Raw genomic sequence first — 23946 nt, 5'->3', positions numbered from 1 at the left:
GCTGATCATCGCCCGACTGGCATCTGTGCTGCTGACTCGCGGATACGGTAGCTAGCCTTCAATTCCGCGTGTCTTCAGGGAGTCCGGTGGGCGGGGGTCGCTACCCCGGTCACCGGCTCCACCTGGTTTTTCTGCTCGGTTCTGAGCAGAAAACTAGCGCGTTTCGGGGTGAAATACCACATCTTGTGTCGAGCGGGTTGCTTAACCCCTCCGTCGCCTGGGTGATGTGCAGCACTTCTGTGTTGGTCCCCATCTGGGCATATTCCGACCCTTCAACCGGCATTAATGCATGGAAGCTATTACGCGGGATGATGCAGATCACACCCCGAAAATTTCGTGTCCGGGGTCACACAAGGGTGGTAGCTCGGCCCGCATCCGGCCTCGCGTACGACCGCGGACCGCCGAACCGCGACCCCATGTCATCACCGCCGCCCGCGCCCGCCTGATTTCCCCGCTCGGGTCGGGTGCACGGCCATATCCTGTTGGGAGCCTGCACGTTTGGCGGATCAGCTACCAGGAGGCGCCGATGGACCACGTGGACCGAATCCCCGACCACCGCCTGTTCCGGCTCCCGCGCGGGCTCATACGTCTGGGTATGGCGCTCATCGTCGTCGCGGGGACCACGGCGTTCTCCTTCACGGCCACCCTGGCGCGGGTGGCCGGCGTCCCCGAGCCGCTGGCGTGGCTGTATCCGGTGACCGGCGGTCTCGTTATCGCGGTGATCGCCTACTCCTGGGTCGCGCTGTCCCGTTCACCCTACAAACGGGTCGCCGCGATGGCCTGGCCGTATCTGGGGCTGCTGGTGGTGTTCTTCGGGGGCAGCGTCGCCGGGAACGTCTTCGTCATCACCCGCCCACCGACACCGATGGACACCCTCGAAATCGTCATGATCGTCTGGCTTCCCCCGCTGTGCGTGCTGGGCTGCCTGTTCAACCACGCCCTCCTCGCCACCATGCCCGCCCGGGCCAGATCCTCCATCCGTGAGGACGGGCTGCGCTCTCAGGCCGCCTTCATCGGCACGATCAAGAAACCCCCTTCCACCCCCACACCGGGCGACCAGGAGGAGGAACAGCCCTGGTGGAACCGGTACGGCTCGACCGACGACCCGGAAAGCGTTGCGGGGGCGCCGGCCCCGGATACGGGTGCGCAGCCTGAACCCGGCGAGCCCGGTACCGCCCCGCGTGTGCAACCCTGAAAATGCGAGAACCGGCCGGATACTGGCCGGCCGGTTCTCGTTTCTCTCGCAGGTATCAGGCGTCCAGCAGCCAGAACCCGTTTCGCGGTCGTCGTGAAGACGATCCCGCGGGCGTCCGCTGGCCACCAGGATGTCGTCCACCCGGCGAGTCAGGCCGTGGTCGATCGCAGCGTCTGCGAATAGGCCTGCGGGTTCGACGGAGAACCGGCCATCGACCTCCATCCACAGGATCGCGTCGATACGCGGGTCGAGATCGTGGTCGGCCAGCAGCCGGTACGCGGCGGCGACACCGTTCCCGCTGGCACCCATGTTCCCTCTCAACATGTCGTGGTTCCAGGTCAGATGCGCCGGATCGCCGTCGATCAGCTCCGGCCAGTCGATCCGATGCTCGGTGCGGGCCCAGTTCGGCCACGGGCCCTCGGGCAGTTCCAGCGGCACGCCGGCCAGCGCCCCGGCCAGCGGGCCCGGCATCTCGAGCAGCAGCTCCACCGGCAACAGGTACCGGGCACCATGCCCGCACGCCGCACCGTCCTCGGCACCGCCGAACGCCGCGATCCGCAGAGCGTCGGCCCACCGCACCGTCTCGCGGGGGAAGTAGGCCCGGCACTCGTCCCAGTCGCTCTGCGCGATCTCGACCACCTCCGGGTCGGCGGTGGCGAGATTGCTCTCCCAGTTCATCACTGGTTCTTCCTTTCCTTTCGGATCTCCGGCGCCCGGTCGAGCGCCGGTAGTTCTACGGGGCGGGGCTACAGCAGTGTGAACTGCTCCACCTCCGGTTCCGGGTCGAGATAGCTCCACTCGATGCGGGTGACCTCGCTGTCCGGGGTGCACCCCTTGTGGCTGCCGCAGAAGAACTCGACGAATTCGGGCGGGCTCATCTCCGGGAAGCCTTCAGCCAGGACCTCATCGGGAGTGATCTCGTCGAGGCGTTCCCGGCGGACCGTCAGCACCCGGACGTCGACGATCCGGACCAGCGGTTCACCGCGGTGCCGGCCCATCACCTTGCGGCACAGGGTCAGCCGGTCCCCGGGTTTGAGTACGTGCCACCCCATGCGCCGGGTGACGGTTTTGCTGCGGGCCCGGACCTGCGGTTCGGTCAGGGCCACCGACATCAGTCGTGCCATCTTTCTCGTTCCAATCGGTTCCCAGCTCCTGGTCAGAGCCGGACGTATTCGCGGAGCTTGCCCTTGACGTGCGGGCGTTCGTCGCCGAGCTGCAGCCCGAGGGTGGGCAGCTGCTTGGCGATCTGGATATCGGTCAGGGGCGCTGTGAGCGGGACATCGGCGTAGCCGCGGTCGTCTTCGTGCCACTGGCCGGCGGGGTCCACCGCGCGGACCCGGGCCACGACCCCATCGACGATGTAGACGATCGCCTTGAGCTTCGACCGTCGCGTCGGGGCGATCGGCCACCATTTCCGGTCGGCGTCGAGCTGCACGGCCTCGGACTGGCCGGTCTCGCCGTAGCGGCGGTTGGTGTCGGGGTTCACCTTGGTCTTGCTGCGGCGGTAGACGATCAGGGCGCAATCGCCCTCGTAGGTGCCGAGCTGGCGGTAGAGGGTGGAGCGGCCGACCTTGAGCGCGTCGGCGATCTGGTCCACGGTGAGCTGGTCCTCGTCGTACATGCGCTGGGCCTGGTCGAGCTGGATCTGCGACAGCGCCCGCGGTCGTCCGCCGACCCGGCCGCGGGCCTTCGCGGCCGCCAGCCCGTCTTTGGTGCCCTCGACGATGAGTTCGCGGTCGTACTCGGCCAGCGCGGCGAGGAAGTGGAAGATCAGGCGCCCGCCGGGGGTGGCGGTGTCGATGCCCTGCTCCAGGACCACGAAGTCGATATCGCCCTCGCCGAACTGGCGGACCAGATCGAGCAGGTGCGCGTGGCTGCGCCCGATACGCCGTAACCGGGTGACCACCACCTGATCCCCGGGCCGCAGCGTCGCCAGCAGCTCATCGAGCTTCGGCCGCGACGACAGCTTGCCGGAGATCTTCTCGACGAACAGGTCCTCCTCGGCGACGCCGGCGGCGAGCAGCGCGTCGATCTGGTGGTCGGTGGACTGGTCGCGGGTCGAGACCCGTGCGTACCCGTAGCGGGTCACTGGAGACCGCCGATATCGCCCTCGCCGAGCTCGCGCCAGTTCCGGCCGGACAGCTCGTTGAGCAGAGCCGTGTTCCCGGTGCTCATCGCGCAACGCAATGCCATGCCCTGCAGCGCATCGGCGAGTGCGGCCAGGTCGTCCGGGGCGTACCCGTCCGGCTGCATCGACAGCGCGGTCATGCGCTCGCCGAGCAGCCGCAGCTGCCCCGCGGTGCGGAACGAGAACCGACCGAGGTCGTCCACCTGCCCGTCATCCTCTGACACTGAGAGTCTCCAAACTCGCAAACACCGTATACGGAACGATGATTTAGGGATTGAGTTACAAGACTCATTCTACCTGGAAGTTCCCGTACGCGTGGATGGTTCGCAAAAACGATCGTTTTCGGAACCCATACCACCCTGCTGAACTTGGTGATCAACGCCTTCGTCGGCTTTGCTCGAGTTGGGCGTGTGTGCGGTATTCGCCCGTATGGACCCAGCGCTGCATGGACAACTCACAGCCGGTGACCAGGGTGATGCCATCGGCGCGTCCGGTGTGAGTGGCTTTACCGCCGCACCCGCAGTAGCACCGGCGGCGTGACCGGTACCGCGGCGGCATCAGCGCACTGGTCCGGTCCCCGGCTGCTGCTGACCCCACTCGCCCGCCGGTCTCGCTGCTTGCGCCGGTGGCCCAGTTGTAGATGGTGTCCCAGTCCAGGTTCGGCAGGTGCTTGCGCAGCATCCCGTGGCGGCCGTCCTCGGTCGGTGCGTCGCTTGCGATCGTGGCCTTGACCCATGCGCGGGCGCGCGCGTCGTCGGCGCCTCGGGTGAGGGTCGCGATTTCCCGCAGTGACGTGCCCTGCCGGCGTGCGAGCTGCCGCACGTTCGAGTCCTGTTCGGCTTGCCGCCGTTCGGCCCACATGGCAACGGCTTCCTCCATCGCCAGCGCGATGAGAAGTAAGTCACCCACCAGCTCCGGGGTCAGCATCATCGCTCGGCGCTGCTCGTCTCGGGTGTGATCTTCTGGATTCATCAGCGTTTCCCCAGTTCAAAGGTGGACGTCCACCTTTGATTCTACCGCTATCGACGGGTGGACGTCCACCGTGAGATGATAGAGAAATGCCTAGTCAGCACCGATTTCCGGTCATGACCGTCCGAGCGGACCCTGAGCTACACGAGCGGTCGAAAGCGGCTGTCGCTGCCATCGATTCGAACCTGAACGCACACGTGGTGGCGTTCCTGCGCTGGCTCGTCCACGACACCGATGAGTTCCCGACTCGGCCAGCGGAACCAACCTCATGAGATGGCACAGCTAGGCGCAGCACGGCGAGCTACCAGTATCGAGACAGGATTACGCGACCTCTCCGGCCGGGGTCGGGGGTGAACCCGCACTGCTGTCTCGAAACCTTGGTTATGAGACGAACGCCCAGAGCAGGCCCGCCCTGCTCTGGGGCATCATCGATCCGTGCTCACGTCCGATTACTTCATCGCCGATGGGTTCGGCTCCGGGTTCGGCGGGACCCAGCAGACTCGCTTCAACCAGAAACTGGTGGTGGCTCTTCGCCGCGGCCCGCTATCCGATCGTCCCGATATCGAAGCGGCCATCCCACTGCTGGATCTCGTACACGATGAGCTGCTGGCCTTCGGCACCCGCGGCGGCGAGCAGCTGGACGACTCGGAACTCGAAGCCGCGCTCTTCGCTCTGCGGGCTGTCACCCAGCGTCTCGGCGTCGACTTCGAACCACCGTTCCGGAACTTCACCACGTTCAAGACGTACTGGATACGCAACGACGCCAGCGGGTCCTGGCACGCGCGACGCATAATCCTTTCCGATCTGTTCGAGCCGGCGCGGGTCAAACTCGTCGCTCTGGAAGAACGCAGCCTAGATGCTCTCGCGGATCCAATATCCCCTCGTCCGCTCACCGGCTGGCCGCGGGTGGACGAGGAGATCCGCGAACTGCGCCGGCGGTTCCAGACGGCTACCACCCCACAGGACTACCGGGCGATCGGCGCTCACTGTGTGGGCGTGCTGGAGGCGCTGTCCCGCACCGTTTACGAACCTGCTCGCCACCTCCGTGACGGAGAAACTGAGCCACCCATCGACAAGACCAAGATTCGGATCGGTCGCTTCATCGACGACTCCGCCCCCGGACCGGGTAACGCCGAGGTCCGCGGCCTCGCAAACAAGGCAGTTGAGCTGTCCCATCACGTCAAACACTCGTCGACGGCGACCCGCCGCTCGGCCGGGATCGCTGCTGACGCCGCTATCCTGCTCGCAAACATTCTGCGGCGACTCGCCGAAGGCACCTGAACTGCACTGGTTGCTGATCACCCCCGGCTTCGAGCACGCGGTGGATAGCATGCGCGATGTACATGGCGAGTTGCAGCCCATCGTGAAGGAGAACTTGGAATGACGGACCTCAGCACTCGGCTCGAACTCGTCCACGAAGGCATTCAGAACTGCAAGAGTGCGACTGCGAAGGTCTCTAGGCTTCGGTCCCACAACGATCCGGCCGTCCAGGAGCTCGCGAACGCGATCCACTTCTTGTCGTTCGGGGTCCAGCAAATTGGCCTCGCGCTCGCCGACCAGGGCCGTGGTGACGATCTCCCGGTCCAACGGCGCCAGTAGCGGGTCGCCCGGTACTGGGTCTCACTCGGTCGCCGACCGGGAGCGCTGCGCCGGCGGTGCGGATACCGTCGGCGCCATGAGTGTGGCAGGTTTCGACGATCTTGAGTTCGCGCGTCAACAGCTGCGTCTCGCTATCGACGAGTTCGCCGATTCCGAGATGACGCCACAGGTGCGGGTTCGGCTGGGCTTACTCGCCTCCCAGGTCGCCCTCGCCGATCTACTGTCGGGCCTTCTCCCCGGTGCCGCGTCCGATAATTCCGATACCGTGGAACCTGAGCTGGCCGCCGATGACCCCGACGAGGTCGTGCGGTGGACTCCTGCACTGTGTGAGCGGATCCTGCGAACTTCGGCGGCCGCCGGGCATCGGCTGGTGCAGGCCCTCGTCGCCGAGGGCGGCTCGGCTTCTGTCGCACGGCTCACCGAGCTGACCGGTGACCCGCTGCTGCGCGCGGCGACGCAGACGCTCAACATGGCGGCTCGGCGAGAGGGCGTCGGGCACGCACTCCCCGATCGGCGGTTGATCCAGGCCTACCGCTACCCGAATCCGGTCACCTCCAAGGTGACCGCCTACTCCTTGCCCGCCGATTCGCTCCCGTCGTTCACCACCGCGGTGGAACGTCTGGGCGAGCTGCACCGCCGACTCCACGAATAGCCGGCGCGTGGGGCGGGCGAGGTGGTGCTCACCAATGTCGTCATCGTGATCCGTCTGGATATTCGAGGGCTACGACAACGAGGTCTACATTCGGTGAAGGTCTCCGAGTTGGAGGAGCTGGCCGGTTTCAAGTCCGCCACCCGCCCCCGGACCCGGATCCAGCATGGCAGCCAGCGTCTGCTTGTACCACCCGAACTGGGATATCCACGACACCGATCACAACCCCCTACGCAGGGCAGATCTTCGTATCGGGTATCCGGAGTCGTCGTACTGTTCACCGGTTCCGGCTGGTGACGAAGTACGTCTTCGGCAAGCGGGTCAACGGTGACGGCTACCAGATCGTCTACAGGTGGTCTACAAATTCCGCACCGAGCCAGGGCGATTCGGTGAGCTTTCGGAGGCCGGTTCATCCCCCGGTGAGCTGGCCTTATGCTCGAATCGGCCGATTCGCGGTTGGGATCGCCTGGCGGCTGGGCCGTCTCGCGGAACCCCAATGACGGTATTCACCGGGGGTGTGTCGCGAGGGTGTCGGGCCGGACGGGGTAGTCTCTCCGATTGTCGCTTCGTGCTGATCTTCGCAGCTCGGACACCGCTGAAGTACAGGCATTCCCGGTCACCCGGCCGGGATCGGGAATCTCCCGATCGCCCTGCCCCTCGTGGGTATCGGTATCTGTACCAAGGCAGGTTCGATGAACGATGAGCACGATCCGGGTACCCCGAAGGTTGCGTCCGTGTGGACGCGCATGAGGGGTGCGGCCGTCGACGTGTGCACGATCGGTTCGTTCGCGTTGGAGATCGTCAGGCTTCTGCAGATTCTTGCCGAGGTCGACTCCAGCCGGGCGGCAATCTCGGTGATCGTCGCCCGGCTGGTGGTCAATGCAGTACACGCGGTGCTGGTTGGTAGCCGTCATACCGCGTAGTTAGACCCGAGGTCCGGTAGCAGGGTGGGCGCCCAGCTGCCGGGCTTTTCGGTATCTGGCCCAGGCTGTCTCCAAATGGAATTACCCAAGCGCAGGACTCAACATAGCTCCCTGCTTGAGAGACAATACACGGGGGACGTGGCTTATGTGACTGACCTCACTAGAAAATCTGTGTGTCAAATCCGTCGGCAAATCGGCAACTATACGCCGTTGTACTGGGGTTTTATCTCGAGGTCGCCCAGATGCACCCTGGCGAACTTCTTTTCGTCGCCTGAGCCGACAGCGGGGCTGCCGAGTCGGTCGGAGACTCCAAAAGCTCTGGAGTGGTGCATGTTTGAACAAAATTTGGCCTCCTCTCGACGGTGGTGCTCCAGTCTTCGCGGGGTTCGTCAGCGTCTCTGGTCCTTCAATGACCTGTCCCTGTAGCGAAACATCTTGATAGGCAACGACTCTGATATCTGCTCGCATGTCGCTGCCTCGAGTCATACTCCGGTCATGGGGATCGAATCGCCGAGGATGCACGCTCGCGGGGGACGCCTGGGCGGGACCAACGTGAAGGCCTACACCCGCTTCACCGACCGGCCCGCACCTCGCCGGGGTGGCGGCCGGTCGCCGTACTATCCCGGATCCCGCAGCGCCTCGGTCATGCCGACCCTGTGGTTCCTCGGGGCGCTGCTGGTCGCCGGGATTCTCGTGCTGGTCGTGCTGACCATCACCCACATGGACGTGCCCACCGAGGAAACCGGGACGCCCGCGGTGCCCTCGCCGGTCGTACCCGCGCAGCCGGCGGTTCCACCGGAACCGTGCTTTCCGCTGGCGCCCTGCTGACCCATGACGGGGTAGGTCCGCTGCCACGCCAGCGGGACCGAAACTGCCTCGGGTGTCGCCTGGGGTTATTCGTTATCTGAGCATGTCGAACTCGGCGAGCCACCGGCGGAGCGTTTCGTTGTCACTCAGTTTGGCGAGTGCATCCGTGTCTCGGGTCGTCGCTTCCACCACGAAGGTCCTGTGACCGTCCTCAAAACCTTGGTAGGGCAGGAATTCGTGATAGATGTCGGTCACCGTGACCGTTAGCCGGCACTCCGAACCGTCGGGGTCGAAGACGAGGTGATCACCGACTCGTGGCAACGTCAGCAGGTTGGCAGTGAACGCGATCTCTTCGTCGATGCTTTTGCCTCGCACCGCCATGAGGCTGGCCCGCCGGATCGCGATCACGCACTGCAGCGGGCCGGTCACGGCAGGGATCGAAGAAGTGGGTTTCTCGGAGGTCACTGTCGGGCTCCCCTTCCAAATCGTCCTGCGCGACGGCCGGTTCGCCGAATCACCCTACTGGGAAACTGTTGCACAGCAATGGTTTACCGTCGACAAGGCCGATACCGCCGGATCCGGCGAATTAGTCTCTACCCCGATCCCACGGCTCGCGCAGATCCCCGCTATCGCTTGCGTGCAGTTCCAGCGCGATGGCCCTCACGCCGTTGCGTGGATCGGGGCGCGGATGCGTGGCCATCCTCCACACCGCGGAGACGATCGCCTGACCTCAGCCGAGAATGCAGTGTGGCCCGGCGGAGAACGGCTGCTGTGCAGCCCAGGGCGGGCGGGTGTATTCCGGAGAGGGGGACTTGAGGGAACTGGAAGGAGCTCGCGATGTCGAAATCAGGCGGCAGAGGCCACAGTGGCGGCAAGATGACCAGTTCGGCCGCATCCCGGATCCAGTCGGCGGCCGACAAGAATCCCGACAGCAGCTCAGCGCAGTCCGGATTCGCCTCACGCGCCCAATCGAGTGCGGCGAAGAGCGAGAACGAGACCAGTTCGGACAGGAAGTAGGTTCCGGGACACAGCGCAGCCCTGGCGGGTAACGGTCGCCAGGGCTGCGCTGTATTTCGGGAGTGGGTTATCGACCCAGGTCGCTGTGGAGTTGTCGACGGCCCGCAGCGCGGGCCGGTGCCGGGGTGCTGCGTTGCGCGGGCCGGTCTCCGCGGCTGGCGCAGTTCCGGCTTTGGCGGGGTGCCCGGCCGGCCGCGACAGCGGCGCGTTGGGCGTTGCCGTCGTTGCGTACAGCGATGACCGCATCGGTGCGGGCGGTCCACCGCTGCGCCCGTCCGGCCGCGGTGCGGCCGAGTTTTCCGGCGTCGCGGGCCCGGTCGTCGACCAGTGCCCGGACTTCGAGTTTGGTGTCGCGGTCGACCCCGGCGTTGGCCAGCGCTTCGCCGAGGCGACCGCGTTTGTCGGCGAATTCCCTGCGTGCGTTGTCGACCCCGAGGGACGCGCCGGCGGCGACGCTGAACAGGGTGTCGCTCATCGAGGACAGCGCGTGGTCGAGCACTCCGGCCTCGCGGTCGCGGCGTTCGAGGACGCCGGTGCGGTTGAGCACATCCCGCATCGCCGCCTCAGCGGATTGAGAGAGTTCACCGGCGGGCGCCATGCTGCGTCGCTGGTCGACATCGGCTTTGTTGCGTTCGTCGGTCCACAGCAGTTCCGGGAGCTCCTTGTCGTTGCGGATCCGGCCGGCGTCGAGGTCGGTGAGCACCGCCGCCAGCTGGGCCCGCTCCAGCGTGGTCAGCCCGTTCGGGCCGGTGGCGACGGCGTGCAGCTGTTCACGGCGGGTGGCCATCCGTTCGAGGCGCGGGCCGAGTTCGTCGCCGACACCGAGCTGTTCAGGGGTTTCGCCGCTGATGTCGTGTTCGGCGATGTAGTCGGCCTGCTCGCGCTGTTCCTCGACGTCCATCGCGTACAGGTTCAGCTCCTCGGCGACCTCGTCGCGGTCGACGTACTCGGGCCACACCCGGTAGTCGACGGCCTCCCCGGCGGCGATCGCCCGGCCGACGGCGCGGACGGCCTCTTGGTCGGCGTCGGTCATCACCGAGATTTCCTCGGCGATCTCGCCGGGAGCGATCCGTTTGGCGGCGAAGTGTTCCAGCAGTTTCGGTATCCGCCCGCGGACTTCCTCGCCGGGGTCGACCAGGACCGGGGTGTCGAGCAGGTCGGTGCGGGAGATATCGGCGCGCAGGTAGTCCACGATGAACTCGACCCGCGCGCGGTCGGTGTCGTTGAGCTGGGCTTCGGCCAGGTCTTGGCGCAGCTGCTCGCGGCGTTGTTCCTGGGTGGCGATGTAGGTGCGGGAGCTGTCGGGTTCGCCCCAGCTGTGGGTCCAGCGGATCAGTGCGTCTCTGGCCGCGTCTTTGGCTGCAGGGGTCATCGGCGCGTCGGTGACGATATCGAAGGCGGCGTCTTCTCGGGCCCACACTGCGGCGGCTTCCTCGAACTGCTGCATGGCGGCGGGGTCGAACTGCGGGTCGATGCTGACGGTGAGTGTGTCGGGGTCGATGATCACTCCCCAGTCACCGTGGTAGTTCTCGACGATCTCACCGGCCAGCGCTGCGGCGCGGGGGTCGTCCTCGCGCCAGAGCAGGCCGGTCGCCAAGGCGAGCGCTTTGCGTTCGCGCTGGTCGAAGAAGGCGGCGGCGTGGCGGCTCAGCACCGGCTCGGCCTGCTCGCGCAGTTTCTGCAGCGCGGCCACCGCCTCTTCGCGGCCGCGGTCGGCTGCGTCGCGGAGACCGTGCAGTTCGGTGCGGGCGTGGCGGGCCTGGCTGGTCGCGGCGACCGCATGCAGGTAGGTGATGCGCTGTCCGTGGCCGGCCGGTGCACCGAGCAGTTCCTGAGCTTCGGTGAGGGTGGCGGCTTGTTCGTCGTCGATGAGGCCGTGGGCCTGCAAAACACGTGCGTCGGGGTGCAGTTCGGTGTGCTGGTTCATGGTGGTGTGCTCCTGGAATGTGGGTCCGGCGGTCCAGGCCGGGCCCGGGTCGGTGCTCTGGTGGAGTTGGTGTCGCGGGATCCCGTGGCGTTCGGCGGCGCGGGTCTGGTGCTCGGTGGTGGCCTTGCGGATCGCGGCCAGCTGCAACGGGGACGGTGTGCGTTTGGGTTTGGCCTTGCGGATGTCGAATAGGTGCGCGATCAGTTCGCGGCCTCGGCGTTTGCCGACCATGTAGGCGGCGATGTCCTGGCCTCCGGGACAAAGACCCGCCGACCTGAGCTGTCGGCGGGTCTTGTACTCCGGTGGCGCAGTCATCCACGCGTACGTCGGTGTTCCGGTCTCGGGGTCGTGCGCCATCACAGGGTCAGCGGCCGTACCCGGGTTCACCGCGGTCGTTGTTGCGGTGATGCACCCGGTGCACACCCGAACCGGGCGAGGTGCGCCGCGATCCGCCCTGCCCCGGTGCCCGTTTCACCGCCGTCGAGGGAGGATTCGCGCGGCCGGACGCGGCGGCCATACGCTGGGCGACCTGGTCGGAGTCCAGCCCGTCCGCTTCCAGGGCCGCCTCCATTTCAGCCTTGTGCTCGGGAGAGTTGAAGGCGGGTTTGGCCGGGGTGCGGGCGGCGATGACCGCATCGGTGCGATCGGCCCACCGGTCCCGGATCCGCTGGGCCTGTTTGCCGTCGATCGCGGCGTTGCCCGCAGCGTCGTCGATATGGTTGATCGCCCGGTTGCGCAGGGGTTCGGCGATACCGGCGCCGGCCATCGCGACCGCCAGCCGGTCCTGGCTGCCGTGTTCGCCGTAGTCGCGGTAGCTCATCCGGCCCGCCGCCAAGTGCACCTGGTCCTCCATGACGCGGTCGATATCGGCGCGCACCGCCCGGACCGCCTGGTGGTCGACCTGGCTGGTGGACAGGATCTCGGTCAGCTGTTTGCGGTGGATGCGGGTGGTTTCGCGGGCAAGGATGTCGGCGCGTTCGGAATCGACGGCCGCCGCGCTGCGGTCATCGGCCCACAACATCGCCGGGGCGCTCTGGCCGGCGTCGACATCGCGCAGCACACACGACAGCTGGTCGCGCTCCAGATCGTGCAGGCCCTGGCCCTTGGTCAGAGCGGCCACGATCTTGCGCCGGTACTTGCTCGCGTTCTCGCGCAGCGCGGTGGCCTCACCGGCGCCGTAGTCGCCCGCGGTGACCACCGCCCGGTCGGCCTGGGGACGCAGCGCGGCATACATCTGCACGGTGGTGGTCAGCTCGTCACGGTCCACGTGATCAGGCCACAACGGCTCGAACTTCGCGGTGGGGTCCTTGCGGATCTGGACCCCGCGGTCCCGGGCGATCTTCTGATCCTCCGGGGTCAGCATCGCCACCGCCTTGCCCAGCGCGCCGCGGGTGCGGTCGGTGACCATCCCGGCGCGCAGCTGATCCTGGTAGGAGACGAGCATCTGGTCGACGCGGGGCTTGGTCTCCTCGCCGGGGTCGACCAGCGGGGCCTCCATCGACCGCAGCAGGTGGGTGCCGGTCAGCGACGGGGCGCGGCGGTCGCGGTCCTCGTCGCGTTCGGCGGTGTGCGGGGCGAGATAGACCGCGGTGAACCGGATCTGGTCGCGCACCCGATCCGGAACCTTCGCGGCCGCGAGCTTCTTACCCAGGTCGTCGAGGGTTTTCGGGTTCGGCGTGGTCGCCCATTCGCGGATATCGGCGTAGAGCTGTTCACGCACCGACTGATCGAGGCCTTCGACCGCCGCGACCTGCTGCACCATCCTGTCCTGGGCCTTGCGGGTGCGTTCGGAGGTGGCCCGAAACTGCTGCTTGGCGGCGATTTCGGCGCTGACCTCGGCCGGGCTGCCCTGGGTCTGGACCTCGTCGTTGTCGTTGACGTAGATGCCGTATTCGCGGAACAGGTGCTGGCGCAGGCTGTACCAGGCCTGCTGAGCGGGTTCGGAGTCCGGCGCCCAGGCCCGGGCGTCGGTGATCGCGGCGGCGAGTTCTTCGCGGGAGGCGGTGTGCCAGCCCTGCTCCTTCATCGCCTGCAGCCGGGTCTCGACGGCTTTGCGCTCGGCCGCCAGGCGCTCCTCGTCGGCTTCACGCTGCGCGGCTTCGCGTTCGGCCAGGGTCTCCAGGTCCTTGCGTCGCTGCTCGGCCAGCTTCTGCGCGTAGGTCAGCAGCTGGTTGAGCAGCAGCCGCCAGAACATCGACAGCTGCGCGCCGGCGTGCTCGATATCGGAACTGTTGTCGGCCGGAGCGTCGTCCAGATCCGGCGCCATCATGTATTTCGGCATTTCTGCGGTTCCTCCCGGGTGCGGAGATGACGCCGCCGAGACCGGTTCGGTCTCGGCGGCAGGGGTGTGCGTGCTCTGTGACTGCTGCGGCCCGGCGTCGGCGCCCGGTCCGGAGCGGGCGGTCGGGCGGGTGTAGGGATCGAGGTAAGGGATCGGGCACAGCTCGCCGATCTCGTGCCCGCACTGCAGGTGGTCGGTGAGGTCTTTGCCGGTGGCGGCCTCCACCACCCGAACCCGCTCCACCAGACCCGACAGGCTGGTGGCGACCTTGTCCGCGCGCCGGTATCCGGCGGTGTCGCGGTCGGCGACGATGACGACCGTGCCCGCCCCCTCCAGCCATTTGGCGTGCCCGGGAGTCCACGACAGTGCTCCCCCGGCGTTGCAGGTCGCGACCAGCCCGGCGGCCTCGGCGGAAGCGACGTCCTTCTCCCCTTCCACGACGTAGATGACGCGGCCGTTGCTGATGGCGTCCAGCACCATCGGCAGCTGGTACGGGATGGCCTCGAACCCGCCGGCCTCCATCCGGCCGGTCTTGGAGTTCCACCGCTTCTGGTGGAACTCCTTGTCGCGGCCACGTTCGAACTCGGCTTCACGCCGGATGACCTCACCAGCGACGGTGCCGTCGGCCCGCATATACGGGTAGGTCGCGACCTGCTTCCACGGCGTCTTCTTGGCCCCGTGGTCGGTCTTCTTCGCCTGCACCAGCGGCATCCCGGCGGCCTTGAGCGCCCGGTCGGCGCGCGAGACCTTCTTCGCCGGAAGCCGCGGCCGCTGCCGCCCAGGCCCGGCGCTGTAGGTGCGCTGGCCGCGCTGGCGGGGTTCGTCGTAGAGGTCGGAGACCTTCAGCCCGACCGCGTCGAGGACCTGCTCGTCGGGGCAGCCCGCATGGCACATGACCTTGGTGCGGCCCCGGTCGGGCAGATACTTCGCCGACAGCGACGGCCGGTGACGGCGGCCGTCGTTCTCGTGCACCGGGCAGCACCACTGGGTCCACGACCCCGCAGTGCGCCCCGGGCCCATCGCATCGTCGAGGGCGGTCGAGATCCGCTCCCACGACCCCTGATCCCGTGGGCCCGCCGCCTGCTGGGGTCGGCGGGCTCTGGCCGGCGCGTTCATTCCGGCCACGCCATGACGGTCTTGGCCCGAGACGGTGTACCTTCGGGCCGCCACAACGTCGAGGCGGCCGCGGCCTGCTCGTAGTTGCCGTTCGGGGCGGTCGACGCCACCGCGGTGACCGTGGGCAGCGCGACCAGCCGGTTGCTGTGTCCCTTCTCGTTGGTGCAGTACTTGAAGGGCCCGTCCGGGCTCAACAGGATCGCCATATGCGGGTCGATGTGGTTGAGCCACAGCGTCGACATCTCCTCGCCATCGCCGTGGCGCAGGTGCTCGAACGCGAGCCACATCGCCTCGAACCGGGCCATGGCCTCACCGTGCAGCCACCAGTGCGGGCACCAGCGGCGCTGGCGCTCGGTGCCCATCGCGGTGGTCTCCCGCCGATACAGCTGCGCGATATAGCCATCCACGAACGCCGCGACCGTCTCGTACTCCAGCTCCCGCTCCGGCTCCTCCTCGTCGGCCTCCCCACCCGCCGGGCCTCCGGCGGGCCCGGTGGGGGCCTCGCTGGTGTTGTGGTCGAGGGTGGTCGCGACCTCGCGTTCGGCGGCTTCGCGCATCCCCTCCACGACCTCAGGCGTGAGCATCCGCTCGACCACACCAGCGGCGATATCGCGAGCCTGGGCAGCGATCTTCGTGCCGACCGCCTTACGGACCGCGTCGGCGAGGGCGTCGGTGACCTCGGCCGCCGAGATCACCGGCGTGCCGGTTTCCGGGGTGGCGCCGTTGGTGGTGTTTTCGGTGGTGGTCATGGCTCTACTCGCCTTCTTCGGTGGGGGGAACCAGATGCAGGGGGGTCTCGCCGAAACCGCGGGCCCGTATCGCCTTGTCGACCTGGGAGGCGTAGGCGCGGTCCATCCACGGCACCGCGACCGCCAACGTGGGGCGATGCCCCGACACCGACACGACGATGCGGCCCTTGGGCAGCGCCGCCAGATCGCTGGGGGTCAGCGTCTTTTCGGTGGTCCGGGAGATGGAGTAGGAGCGCCCGCCGTTGCTGCGCGAGGACGACACGGTGCGCTCGTAGTGATCGCCGATGATCTCGGCGCGGTCGCGCAGGAACCCCGCGTCATCGAGACCGGCGCCCAAGACCTTGACATTCGCGGCCGACCACAGCGCCCGCATCCCGTCGTGACCCCAGCAGCGCTCCCCCTGCGCCCAGCTCTGCAGGATCGTCATCACGACCATCCCGCGGGAACCGAAATGCGAGTACTGCTTGGGCAGCTGCGCCCATTTCACGATGTTGGCGGCCTCGTCGAGGATCATCGTCAACGGCACCGGCAGCCGGCCACCGTGACGCACACCCTCCTTCTCCGCGGCATCGGCGACCGCCGCGCACAACGCGGTGATCAGCGGTCCCGCAGACCCGGTGCCCTCCTTCGACAGCGGATACAAGGTGTCCCGGGAGGTGACGAACTGGGCCACATCGAACGACGTCCGCGGCCGCTCACCCTTGGCCGGCGGTGTCACCCACGGCCGGATCCGCTCATATTTCAAGCAGGCGGCCATCTTCTTCGCGGTCGAGAACACGCCGGACCGCTGCTTTTCGGGGGCGGTGTACTGGTCCGACAGCGCGGCCGCGACCATCGAAAACCCGTGCTGGGTCAGGATGTGCACCGGCTCGTCGTCATGCGACCGGGTCACCCACTCGAACGCCGCCGTGATCGGCTTCTTCGCCAGCGCGGCCGCCAGGAACAGACCCGCCAGCAGGTCCTCCCCTTCCGGGTCGAAGAACGCGTCCTTGGACGAGGCCTCTCCACCGGCCGCGAAATGCCCGGCCAGCTCCGCCGCGCGCTCCTGCGCACCGGCGCCACCCTCCTCGCCCAGGACCCACGCCACCGGATCCCAGAACCAGGTCGGCTCCTTGCCGACCACGCCCTGCGGGTCGAACACGTGGGTGTTGCGGTTACGGGTCGAGCGCGGACCCTCGGTCGCATCGACCACGTCCCGCTTGTTGCTGGTCACGACCACCGCGCCGGGGGCGTCCATCACCGCCGGGATCACCCGCGAGGTCGTCTTACCCGACCGCGGACCCCAGATATCGAGGTGCAGGTCCTCGTAGGAGCCATACAGCGGCTTGTTCCCGACCACCGACCGCCCGATCAGCACACCCGGCTCATCGTCGTCGGCCAGCTGCACATTCAGCCGCGCCGCCGTCGCGGCCACGGCCTTACGGGACAACCCGCGCAGCTCTTTGCCGCGGGCCATGTACTTCGCGCGCTCATCGACGGTTTCCTTGCGGGTCCGCAACCGGCCCGCCACGACCGCGCACTTGCGGCACCCCGCCGCCACAGCGCCCGCACCGACCAGCAGCGTCACCGCGCCGCCGGTCGCCGCACCCGTCCACGCCACATCGCCGGTGACCAGGTTCAGCGCCAGGCTGATCGGGTTCACCGGGACCGCCTGATCCGGGCCACCGTAGAGGATCTCGCCCAGTTCCAAGCTCGCGTAGGTACTCAGGCCCACCGTCCCGGCCGCACCGACCGCGATCAGCTCTTTCCACTCGTTCAGCCCGGTCCCGGGCTGTCGCACGCTGCGATCCATCACGCAGCTCCCTTCGTAAAGTCATGGGTCCGGGTCGCTGAGATCCGGCGGGAGATGCCGCGCAGCACCGCGGCTGTCTTCTCGAACTCGTCGAAGGACTTGCGCCGGGGCGGCACATGCACCGCGGCGATCACGCAGTCCTCCAGGTCTTTGCGCGCCACCAGCGGCGCTGCCCAGGCCGCGCATTCGGCCAGCACTGGGCACCGGGCACAGATCCCCTGCGCCCGGGCGACGGCCTTGGGCTGCTGCGCGGACGGGAAGAACACGTCCTGCGCGACGTTGTTGCAGGCCCGGTCCTTCCGGGCAGCGGGGTCACTCATCGCGCGACCTCCCCCGCCGGGTGAGCCGCGCTGGTAACGGCGCAGAACGGCTCACAACTGGACTCGGGGATCTGGGCGCCCTCACCGAAATCGGCGCAGGACACGGCCGCGCACACGATCACGGCGAACACGACGACCCCACCCAGCAGGGCGAAAATCGACCCGACAACACCGACCCCGGCACCCGGCCCGACCGGCACGTAGATATCGAAATGGCGCTCGCGGGACATCACGCCACCTCCGCTGGCATCGCTGCGAAACCGCGGGCTTCCGCAGCGGTCAGACCCAGCAGGCCCGCCCACCGCTCGACCTCCAGCCGCTCCGGAGCGATCGCGATCTTCATCGCAGCCCGCGCCTGCGTGCGGGTCAGCTGCCGCCCCGGCAGGTAAGAAACATGCCAGCGGTCCAGGCCTACGTAATCCGCATGATGTGCGGTGGCCTCGCTGACCAGGTGCCCGTCCCGCTCGATGACCGCCGGGATCGTCGGATTAGCTGCCCGGCGCCAGGTCTCGCGTGTCCAAACAGTAGGGATCTGCATCACGCACGCACCCCCAGCGCCGCCGCGTCGGCGGGGACCTCTCCGGCCTGGCAGCGGAGCACCGCGTCCAAGGCGTCCAGCCCGAGCGTCTGCGCCTGGAGTTCGATCATCCGCCAAGCCATTCGAGTGTTCGGGGTGTCGAACCACAGCCCCCGGCCCCACCTGGCGGACAACTCCGCGATCGTCAGGCCAGCTACAGCCGCGCGTGCCGAAACCCGGACACCCGGCCACAGCGTGATCCGAAAACGGCCTGGCGCAACTTCATACGCGCAGTGGGCGGACCTCTCTGCGGTCAACCACTGTCCCTCACGCCTTATCGCCATGAGGACTCCTCCTTCGCTCAACCAACGGTCTATCTGATTGAATCAAACAGAGTTGATAGAGTCAATGCGCGAAGGTGATTGACTTAAGTGACTCAAGGAGACTTACTCTTAGATGGTGAGCAAACCGCGATACGCCCTGATTGCTGATGACATCCGGGCCAGGATCAGCAGCGGCGACTACGCGCCCGGCGACCAGCTGCCGACTAAGGCCCAGCTGATGGAGCAGTGGGGTGCTGCGCTCAATACCGTCGCAAGAGCGATTACCGAGCTGCAGAACGAAGGCCTGGTCGAGACCTTCCACGGCGTTGGGTCATTCGTTCAAACGCCGTCGCCGGCGCAAGCGGAAGAGGCTGAGGGCGACGAGGTCGCTCAGCTGCGGGCCCGCGTCGAGCAGCTGGAGGGCATGTGCGCCCGCATCGAGCAGCTGGAAGCGCTGATGATGGAAGTGTTTTCTAACCTCGGTCTCGCCTATCCGTCCGCGCCGAACACGACAGACGCCACCTCGCGGGAGGCGATGTGAACGTCCGTCGTCTGCCCACGTCGGGTGGAACCGTCACGGGACTGCACACCCGCAGGTCCAGCTACCACCCTGACTACGCTGTCCTCGCTCGCGGCCGCGTCTCGATGGCCAGGGCTTCTGCTGGTATGTCCCCCGTCGAATTCGCCGCGGCACTGAGCGATCTGCTTGGTCGTAACATCCAGCCAGGGCATGTCACCTCCTGGGAGAACAGGGCAACTCCTCCTGGAGATGTGCTGATGGCTATCACTGCCCTGGCCCCGACGAACTCCAGCACTCTCGGGGTTCGTTCACACAAGTTCATTGCTGCGCACGTCGGACACGCCCGCGTTCAGCAGCTGGTCGACAGCCTGGAGTTGGAACGCGTAACCGGGTACCTGGGCCGGACCCCCTGCTGGATCGGGCCCATCCCCGAAATCGGCGACCACTGTTCAGTGTCGTTATTTCCCTTCGGAACAGCCATCATCCATTTGCTGGAAGATCTCGACCTGCCCGACGTCACCTCGCTCGCCTACTGGCGGTACCAGTCCTATCCGGAGAACCTCCAGTGGGCCGGGCAGTACCTGACCGAAGCAGCAGGTACGGAGATCACCGCCTCATACGTTCTCAGCACCTACTGGGTCTACGCCGCCCCGTGGGCCGGTCAGACCCTCGACACCGGACTGCGGCTGATTTGCGCTCCTCGGGTCCTCGTCGACCGTGAGGTCACTCCAACCGCTCAAGCTGCCAGCGAACGCACCGAACACGACCTGCTCGGTGCGGGATACCACCCGCCTGAAATGCGCAGTTTCGGCAGCCCCGGCGTTTCCAGCGCGTGGGCGAGCTGGTCAGGAGTGGTCTACCACCCACACGACCCGCTCCGCGGTATCGCCGAGAACGACCTGGTCCAGTTCGAAATCGGAGTGCAGGCTATCTGGGCGTTCACCGCCTACATCAACGAGCAGATCGAAACTGGCGTAGACCCCGATATCTCGCCGGAACACGGTGGTCGCTTCCTCCGGGCGATGCGGCTGCTGCTGTTCAACCCTCGACCGCAGGAAACCGGACAGTACCAGCAGATGAGGGAAGCGGTCGTCACCTCCAGCGGCCTGCCGTCCCAGCTTGAACTCGCCATGGAGGCACTGAAGGAGGCCGGCCAATGATCGACTTGGACAAAGCAGCGCTGCTCGTTGTCGACGTCCAGAACGGGTTCGTCAACGAGTTCTCAGCCCACGCGGTCCCGGTGATCGTCGACCTCGCAACGCGCTGGGCCGAGGCCGCCCGTCCGACGGTGTACACCCGGTACTGGAACTACACCAACAGCCCGTGGGAGCGCCTGATCGGCTGGAAGGCGCTGTACGGCCCACCCGAAACGGACGTCGTTGACGAACTCGCGGAGCTGGCCAGCGCGCCTGGATCGCACCTTCTCGACAAGACGGTCTACACCGCACTCACCCCCGAAGGTCTCGACCTGCTGCACAGCCTCGACGTAACTGACCTCGTCATCTGTGGAATCGCCACCGACGCCTGCGTTCTGAAGACGGCGCTCGATGCCTTCGAGTTCGGGTACACACCCTGGATCGTCCGAGACGCCGTAGCCTCCAACGCAACCCGACACCGCGCTGCCGAAATCCACGAGTCAGCGCTACTGCACATCTCGCGGTTGGTCGGCGCCAACCAGGTGATTGACTCCCCGCGAGTCCAGGAGTTGCTGACCGAACGTGCAGCTGCCGCTTCCCCCAAGCTCTAATTCACCGTTCTACATGCACATTGGTAACTCAACGGGTCAATGCCTGCGCGAGTTCGTAAGGCCAATGCGGAACCTGGCCGGAACTCACAATTTTCGTGGGAAACCAAAACCGGCGTGTCGGAAGGCGTTAACAGTTTGGACATGGAAGGCTGTCGCGCATGGCTCAGCTACCTAAGGGAGAGCGAGCCCAGGTTGGCCCACGCCTGGCGCTCGAAGTATTCGAGGCTGTGCGCTTGCTCGCCGAAGAAAACCGGATGTCCATGTCTCAGTACGTGGCGGACGTAATGGCCCTCCACGTTGATCGACCCGACCTCGTCCTGGAGCTCAACAAGCCGCGACATGTGCCGCGGCGGGCTCGGCCGAAAAAGGGCCGCAAACGGAAACCCGAGAAGACGAACCAGCAGGAGTTGCCACTGGCGGGATAACGCCGGCGGGCCCTGACCCGCGCCAGACAACCTCATAAAAGCGGAAAGCCCCCGACGTTGCAGGTCGGAGGCTCCGCGAAAGCGACCCTTAAAGGATCATGTCTTGCACGACAGATCTCAGGGTAACGCACGCCCAGATTCTCCCGGGCGTGAACACACCCGACTTTGTAATGACATTCCGCACAGCCGCGCTGACCAGGCGAGAAGTCGCCAGGACAAGCCCCGGGCGTACCGCCTAAGCCACGCGCCGGTGGCGGCGCTCTTCGCCCCTCCCCCGCTCCGTTTGGAGCTGTCGGAGGACGTCTACGCCGACGTTCCTTCGTGCTGGCTGTCCCGCGAACGGTGGGTCGCGCTGTCCCTTGCGCTGTACGACCTGATGTACCGCGACCTGCGCGCCACCCTGCGCGCACCCTCGGTATCACGGGACACCTTCGAAGCCTGGGCGATCGCCGAGTCCGGCTGCGCTGACACCGCCACCGGCCGCAACTGCCGCCCGTCGGTACGCCACCTCATCAAGGCGATCACGCGCAGCCGGCGCACCGTCCAGCGCTGCCGGGAACTCGCCAAGATCCTCGACCTACGCCAGGTCGTGTTCCGCGGGCGACAGCGCACGAAGCTCGAACGCCTGGAGTCCTGGGCACGCGAGGACCGCCACCGCGGCTGGACCGCCGTCGCTGCCCTCATCGACTCCCCCGGTTATGCACACGCTGTGGATAACTCGGCTGTCGAATCCATTCGTAACCAGGTCTTTGGCGCCCCTCCGCCCCGAAGGGGGGGTTCCGTTTCTATCTCCAGTACCAGCGTGGTTACTACAGAAAAGAACGTGAGGAAACGACGCGCTCCGCGCGACCCGGACAGGAAGGGGCGCACCAAGAATAGCCGCAGCTACGCCCAGGAAGCCCTATTGCTGGCCGCCAGAACGCGCGAGGACGAACGTTTCCCCGGCTGGCTACGCCGACTAGGGGTCAAGGGCCTGGCGGGCGTCCTGACCCCGTACGCGCTCGGCGGCTGGCACGCCGACGACGTGTTCGAGGCGATGGAGGACGTGCACCGCTCCGGCCAGCGCATCCTCACCACACCCACCAACCCGCACGCCTACCTGGCCTGGCTGCTGAAGTTCACCGACATCGCCGCTCCCCCGGCTGCCCACGACCGGGCCCGCGAGGACCAAATCGAACGGGAACGCCGCGAACAGATCCGGCAGGAGGCCGACCAGCGCCGCGCCGAGGCGATGGCCGCGGTTCCGGCTGGTCCCGACTCCCCCGGCCGGCGGGCCGCGCTGGCGGTGGCGGCCGCAGCAGGGCAGCACTCGATCAGCTCGACCTCTCGTGCGCGTTCCGGCGAGCGCATCGCTCTGCAGGAACGGGCTCGGCAGCACTGGACCGGGTGACCACACAAGGGTGGTCTGGACGGGCTACTCCGCCGGTACACCGATCGCAGCCTGGAATCGCTCGGGCAGCATGTCCAGCTCGACGCCGTGCCGCTGGCATGCCTCGGCGGCGAAGGCGTGCAGAACGGCCGGGTCGGTGCCGCGCTGGAGCGCCGCGTCGATCTCGGTACCGCACTCCTGCAGGCGCAGGACGGCTTTGCGTTCGGCGGCGGCCCAGGCGAATATCGCGCTGCGGACCCGGTTGCGGCCGCGGGCCTCGTCCAGATCGCGTACCTGTCCTTGCTCGGCGGCCGCCGGCGCGGCGGGCCGAGTAGGTGGATTCGCCACGGGCGGCGCGGGAGCAGGGGTGGGCACCGGTGCAGGTCCGGGTGCCGCCGGCGGGACCGCGGGTGCGGTCCACATGTCGTCCTCGCTGAGTGCGGACTTCTTCCGCGTTTGTGGTTCCGGGCTGGTCATGCGGGCACCTTGAGTAGGGCGGCGGCCATCGGCCGGAACACGTCCTGGGAGAGCACGCGGAGCTTGGACTTCTTGGACTCGTCGAGCGCCAGGCCGTTCTCGACCGCTTCGGCGATATCGACCCACTGGGGGATCCGCCAGTCCAGCCAGATCGGGACGCCCGGGAAGTGCCGCGCGATGCCCTCGGCGATTTCTGTCTCGGCCGCCCGGCTGAAATTCGTGTCCCGCCACTGGTTCACGACCACACCGGTGATCTCCAGCTGCTGGTTGTGGTAGCTGCGGATTCCGTTGATCGTCTTGCCCAGCAACGCCAGCCCATCGCCGGACCACTGCGACGCCTCGGTCACCAGCACCGCGGCGTTGGCGGCCGTCAGCGAGTTGGTCAGCAGCTGACCAAGCAGTGTCGGTGGGTTGTCGATCAGGACCAGGTCGTAGTTGTCGAGTTCCGGGGCCAGCTGCTCGCGCAGTTTGTGCTCGCGCCCGAATTCGGCGGCCATCAGCGCCCGGTCGGCGACCGACAGCGTTGCCCGCGCAGGCGCGAGGTCCACCCCGCCCCACACGGTCGGGCGGATCACGTCGCGCAGCGAGATCCCGGTCCCGGGAGTCAGCGCGTCAGCGAGAGTGACCTCATCGGAGGGGATCGGCTCCCGGACCAGCGACGAACTCACGTTGCCCTGGGGGTCCATGTCCACCACCAGCACTCGCGCACCGTGGTAGACGGCCGCGGCCCGGGCCGTGCACATCGTCGTCGTGGACTTGCCCACTCCCCCTTTTTGGTTTGCGAACGCGACGATCCGGGCTTTACCGCTCATACCCCGCACCTTGGCACACTCCGGCTCCCATCGCGAGAGGGCGCGCGGACGCGCGAGCGGAATGCGCGCGAGATCGCCCGCTCCCGCATGGGCGCGGCCGCGCTCTCGCAGTCGCGGGATCGCGCGGTGGTGCGGGCGCCCGGTAGCGCGCTCTCGCGGTCGCGGGATCACGCGCCCTCGCGTGTGCGCGCATGTGAGCGCGCGGGCTCGAGCACGCGAGCACGCGCGTACCCGAGAGCGCGCGAAAAGAGTTACGTTGTGTTAAAACGTTTTTACGAAAACAA

26 protein-coding genes are annotated in these 23946 nt (G+C 67.1%); 11 read left to right on the top strand and 15 right to left on the bottom strand.

Annotation, left to right across the window (positions count from 1 at the left end; translation table 11 throughout):
* Positions 1-526 precede the first annotated feature (526 nt).
* Positions 527-1195, top strand: coding sequence for a hypothetical protein (locus IEY68_RS33790; protein ID WP_189094658.1), 669 nt, complete (start codon positions 527-529; stop codon positions 1193-1195).
* A gap of 746 nt (positions 1196-1941) precedes the next feature.
* On the opposite strand, the gene IEY68_RS33785 is transcribed toward IEY68_RS33790, so the two are convergent.
* The 4 genes from IEY68_RS33785 to IEY68_RS33770 form a co-directional block, all read right to left on the bottom strand.
* A complete protein-coding gene (locus tag IEY68_RS33785) occupies positions 1942-2319 on the bottom strand; it encodes an ASCH domain-containing protein (RefSeq protein WP_229719202.1) in 378 nt (125 codons plus the stop codon).
* Positions 2320-2351: 32 nt separating this feature from the next.
* The gene (locus tag IEY68_RS33780) at positions 2352-3284 is read right to left on the bottom strand and encodes a recombinase family protein (RefSeq protein WP_063916461.1); all 933 of its coding nucleotides are present in this window, start codon (positions 3282-3284) and stop codon (positions 2352-2354) included.
* The gene (locus tag IEY68_RS33775) at positions 3281-3547 is read right to left on the bottom strand and encodes a hypothetical protein (RefSeq protein WP_063000670.1); all 267 of its coding nucleotides are present in this window, start codon (positions 3545-3547) and stop codon (positions 3281-3283) included. Before IEY68_RS33775 ends, IEY68_RS33780 begins: the two co-directional genes overlap by 4 nt.
* Before the next feature lie 151 nt (positions 3548-3698).
* Positions 3699-4295 (bottom strand): hypothetical protein, encoded by a 597-nt coding sequence (locus IEY68_RS33770; RefSeq protein WP_189094657.1) that lies wholly within the window; start codon positions 4293-4295, stop codon positions 3699-3701.
* A gap of 432 nt (positions 4296-4727) precedes the next feature.
* On the opposite strand from IEY68_RS33770, the gene IEY68_RS33765 reads away from it, so the two are divergent.
* The 5 genes from IEY68_RS33765 to IEY68_RS37355 all read left to right on the top strand — a co-directional run bounded on the left by IEY68_RS33765 (position 4728) and on the right by IEY68_RS37355 (position 8291).
* The gene (locus tag IEY68_RS33765; RefSeq protein ID WP_229719201.1) at positions 4728-5573 is read left to right on the top strand and encodes a hypothetical protein; all 846 of its coding nucleotides are present in this window, start codon (positions 4728-4730) and stop codon (positions 5571-5573) included.
* Between the two features lie 99 nt (positions 5574-5672).
* On the top strand, positions 5673-5891 hold the full coding sequence (locus IEY68_RS33760) for a hypothetical protein (protein WP_063000666.1): 219 nt from the start codon (positions 5673-5675) through the stop codon (positions 5889-5891).
* Between the two features lie 76 nt (positions 5892-5967).
* On the top strand, positions 5968-6543 hold the full coding sequence (locus IEY68_RS33755) for a hypothetical protein (RefSeq protein ID WP_063000664.1): 576 nt from the start codon (positions 5968-5970) through the stop codon (positions 6541-6543).
* A gap of 689 nt (positions 6544-7232) precedes the next feature.
* Positions 7233-7463 (top strand): hypothetical protein, encoded by a 231-nt coding sequence (locus IEY68_RS33750; protein WP_189094656.1) that lies wholly within the window; start codon positions 7233-7235, stop codon positions 7461-7463.
* Between the two features lie 495 nt (positions 7464-7958).
* Entirely contained in the window at positions 7959-8291 is a 333-nt protein-coding gene (locus IEY68_RS37355; RefSeq protein WP_229719200.1) for a hypothetical protein, read from the top strand.
* A gap of 72 nt (positions 8292-8363) precedes the next feature.
* On the opposite strand, the gene IEY68_RS33740 is transcribed toward IEY68_RS37355, so the two are convergent.
* Positions 8364-8735 (bottom strand): hypothetical protein, encoded by a 372-nt coding sequence (locus IEY68_RS33740; protein ID WP_189094654.1) that lies wholly within the window; start codon positions 8733-8735, stop codon positions 8364-8366.
* A 372-nt stretch (positions 8736-9107) separates the two neighbouring features.
* Between IEY68_RS33740 and IEY68_RS33735 the strand changes: the two genes are divergently transcribed.
* Positions 9108-9287: a hypothetical protein gene (locus IEY68_RS33735; RefSeq protein ID WP_063916460.1), complete on the top strand. Its 180-nt coding sequence runs from the start codon at positions 9108-9110 to the stop codon at positions 9285-9287.
* 67 nt (positions 9288-9354) lie between these two features.
* On the opposite strand, the gene IEY68_RS33730 is transcribed toward IEY68_RS33735, so the two are convergent.
* Genes IEY68_RS33730 through IEY68_RS36625 form a run of 8 tightly spaced genes read right to left on the bottom strand, consistent with a single transcriptional unit; the run spans position 9355 to position 18183 of the window.
* Positions 9355-11529, bottom strand: coding sequence for a hypothetical protein (locus tag IEY68_RS33730; protein WP_189094653.1), 2175 nt, complete (start codon positions 11527-11529; stop codon positions 9355-9357).
* A 49-nt stretch (positions 11530-11578) separates the two neighbouring features.
* A complete protein-coding gene (locus IEY68_RS33725) occupies positions 11579-14611 on the bottom strand; it encodes a toprim domain-containing protein (RefSeq protein ID WP_189094661.1) in 3033 nt (1010 codons plus the stop codon).
* Positions 14608-15360, bottom strand: a complete 753-nt coding sequence (locus tag IEY68_RS33720; protein WP_063000653.1) for a DUF4913 domain-containing protein — start codon at positions 15358-15360, stop codon at positions 14608-14610. Before IEY68_RS33720 ends, IEY68_RS33725 begins: the two co-directional genes overlap by 4 nt.
* A gap of 4 nt (positions 15361-15364) precedes the next feature.
* Entirely contained in the window at positions 15365-17152 is a 1788-nt protein-coding gene (locus IEY68_RS33715) for a type IV secretory system conjugative DNA transfer family protein (RefSeq protein WP_063000651.1), read from the bottom strand.
* Positions 17152-17472, bottom strand: coding sequence for a WhiB family transcriptional regulator (locus IEY68_RS33710; RefSeq protein WP_063000649.1), 321 nt, complete (start codon positions 17470-17472; stop codon positions 17152-17154). Before IEY68_RS33710 ends, IEY68_RS33715 begins: the two co-directional genes overlap by 1 nt.
* Positions 17469-17702, bottom strand: a complete 234-nt coding sequence (locus IEY68_RS33705; protein ID WP_063000647.1) for a hypothetical protein — start codon at positions 17700-17702, stop codon at positions 17469-17471. Before IEY68_RS33705 ends, IEY68_RS33710 begins: the two co-directional genes overlap by 4 nt.
* Positions 17702-18010, bottom strand: a complete 309-nt coding sequence (locus IEY68_RS33700; protein WP_063000645.1) for a hypothetical protein — start codon at positions 18008-18010, stop codon at positions 17702-17704. Before IEY68_RS33700 ends, IEY68_RS33705 begins: the two co-directional genes overlap by 1 nt.
* Positions 18010-18183, bottom strand: a complete 174-nt coding sequence (locus IEY68_RS36625; RefSeq protein WP_229719199.1) for a hypothetical protein — start codon at positions 18181-18183, stop codon at positions 18010-18012. Before IEY68_RS36625 ends, IEY68_RS33700 begins: the two co-directional genes overlap by 1 nt.
* Positions 18184-18445: 262 nt before the next feature.
* Between IEY68_RS36625 and IEY68_RS33690 the strand changes: the two genes are divergently transcribed.
* The 4 genes from IEY68_RS33690 to IEY68_RS33675 all read left to right on the top strand — a co-directional run bounded on the left by IEY68_RS33690 (position 18446) and on the right by IEY68_RS33675 (position 22394).
* Positions 18446-18853 (top strand): GntR family transcriptional regulator, encoded by a 408-nt coding sequence (locus IEY68_RS33690; RefSeq protein WP_063000641.1) that lies wholly within the window; start codon positions 18446-18448, stop codon positions 18851-18853.
* Positions 18854-19089: 236 nt separating this feature from the next.
* On the top strand, positions 19090-19992 hold the full coding sequence (locus IEY68_RS33685; protein ID WP_229719198.1) for a hypothetical protein: 903 nt from the start codon (positions 19090-19092) through the stop codon (positions 19990-19992).
* Positions 19989-20579 (top strand): cysteine hydrolase family protein, encoded by a 591-nt coding sequence (locus tag IEY68_RS33680; RefSeq protein ID WP_229719197.1) that lies wholly within the window; start codon positions 19989-19991, stop codon positions 20577-20579. Before IEY68_RS33685 ends, IEY68_RS33680 begins: the two co-directional genes overlap by 4 nt.
* Before the next feature lie 708 nt (positions 20580-21287).
* Positions 21288-22394: a hypothetical protein gene (locus IEY68_RS33675; protein ID WP_063000635.1), complete on the top strand. Its 1107-nt coding sequence runs from the start codon at positions 21288-21290 to the stop codon at positions 22392-22394.
* Positions 22395-22418: 24 nt separating this feature from the next.
* Here the strand turns inward: IEY68_RS33675 and IEY68_RS33670 are convergent, their stop codons facing one another.
* Both IEY68_RS33670 and IEY68_RS33665 read right to left on the bottom strand, forming a co-directional pair.
* Positions 22419-22850: a hypothetical protein gene (locus IEY68_RS33670; protein ID WP_063000633.1), complete on the bottom strand. Its 432-nt coding sequence runs from the start codon at positions 22848-22850 to the stop codon at positions 22419-22421.
* Complete coding sequence (locus IEY68_RS33665; protein WP_189094651.1) at positions 22847-23662, bottom strand: ParA family protein; 816 nt, start codon at positions 23660-23662, stop codon at positions 22847-22849. The genes IEY68_RS33670 and IEY68_RS33665 overlap by 4 nt, the downstream gene beginning before the upstream one ends.
* Between the last annotated feature and the right edge of the window lie 284 nt (positions 23663-23946).

Origin of the sequence: Nocardia jinanensis (assembly GCF_014645735.1) — a bacterium.
Lineage (GTDB): Bacteria > Actinomycetota > Actinomycetes > Mycobacteriales > Mycobacteriaceae > Nocardia > Nocardia jinanensis.
The sequence above is the reverse complement of the archived record's forward strand: the minus strand, read 5'-3'. Positions and strand labels throughout refer to the sequence as shown.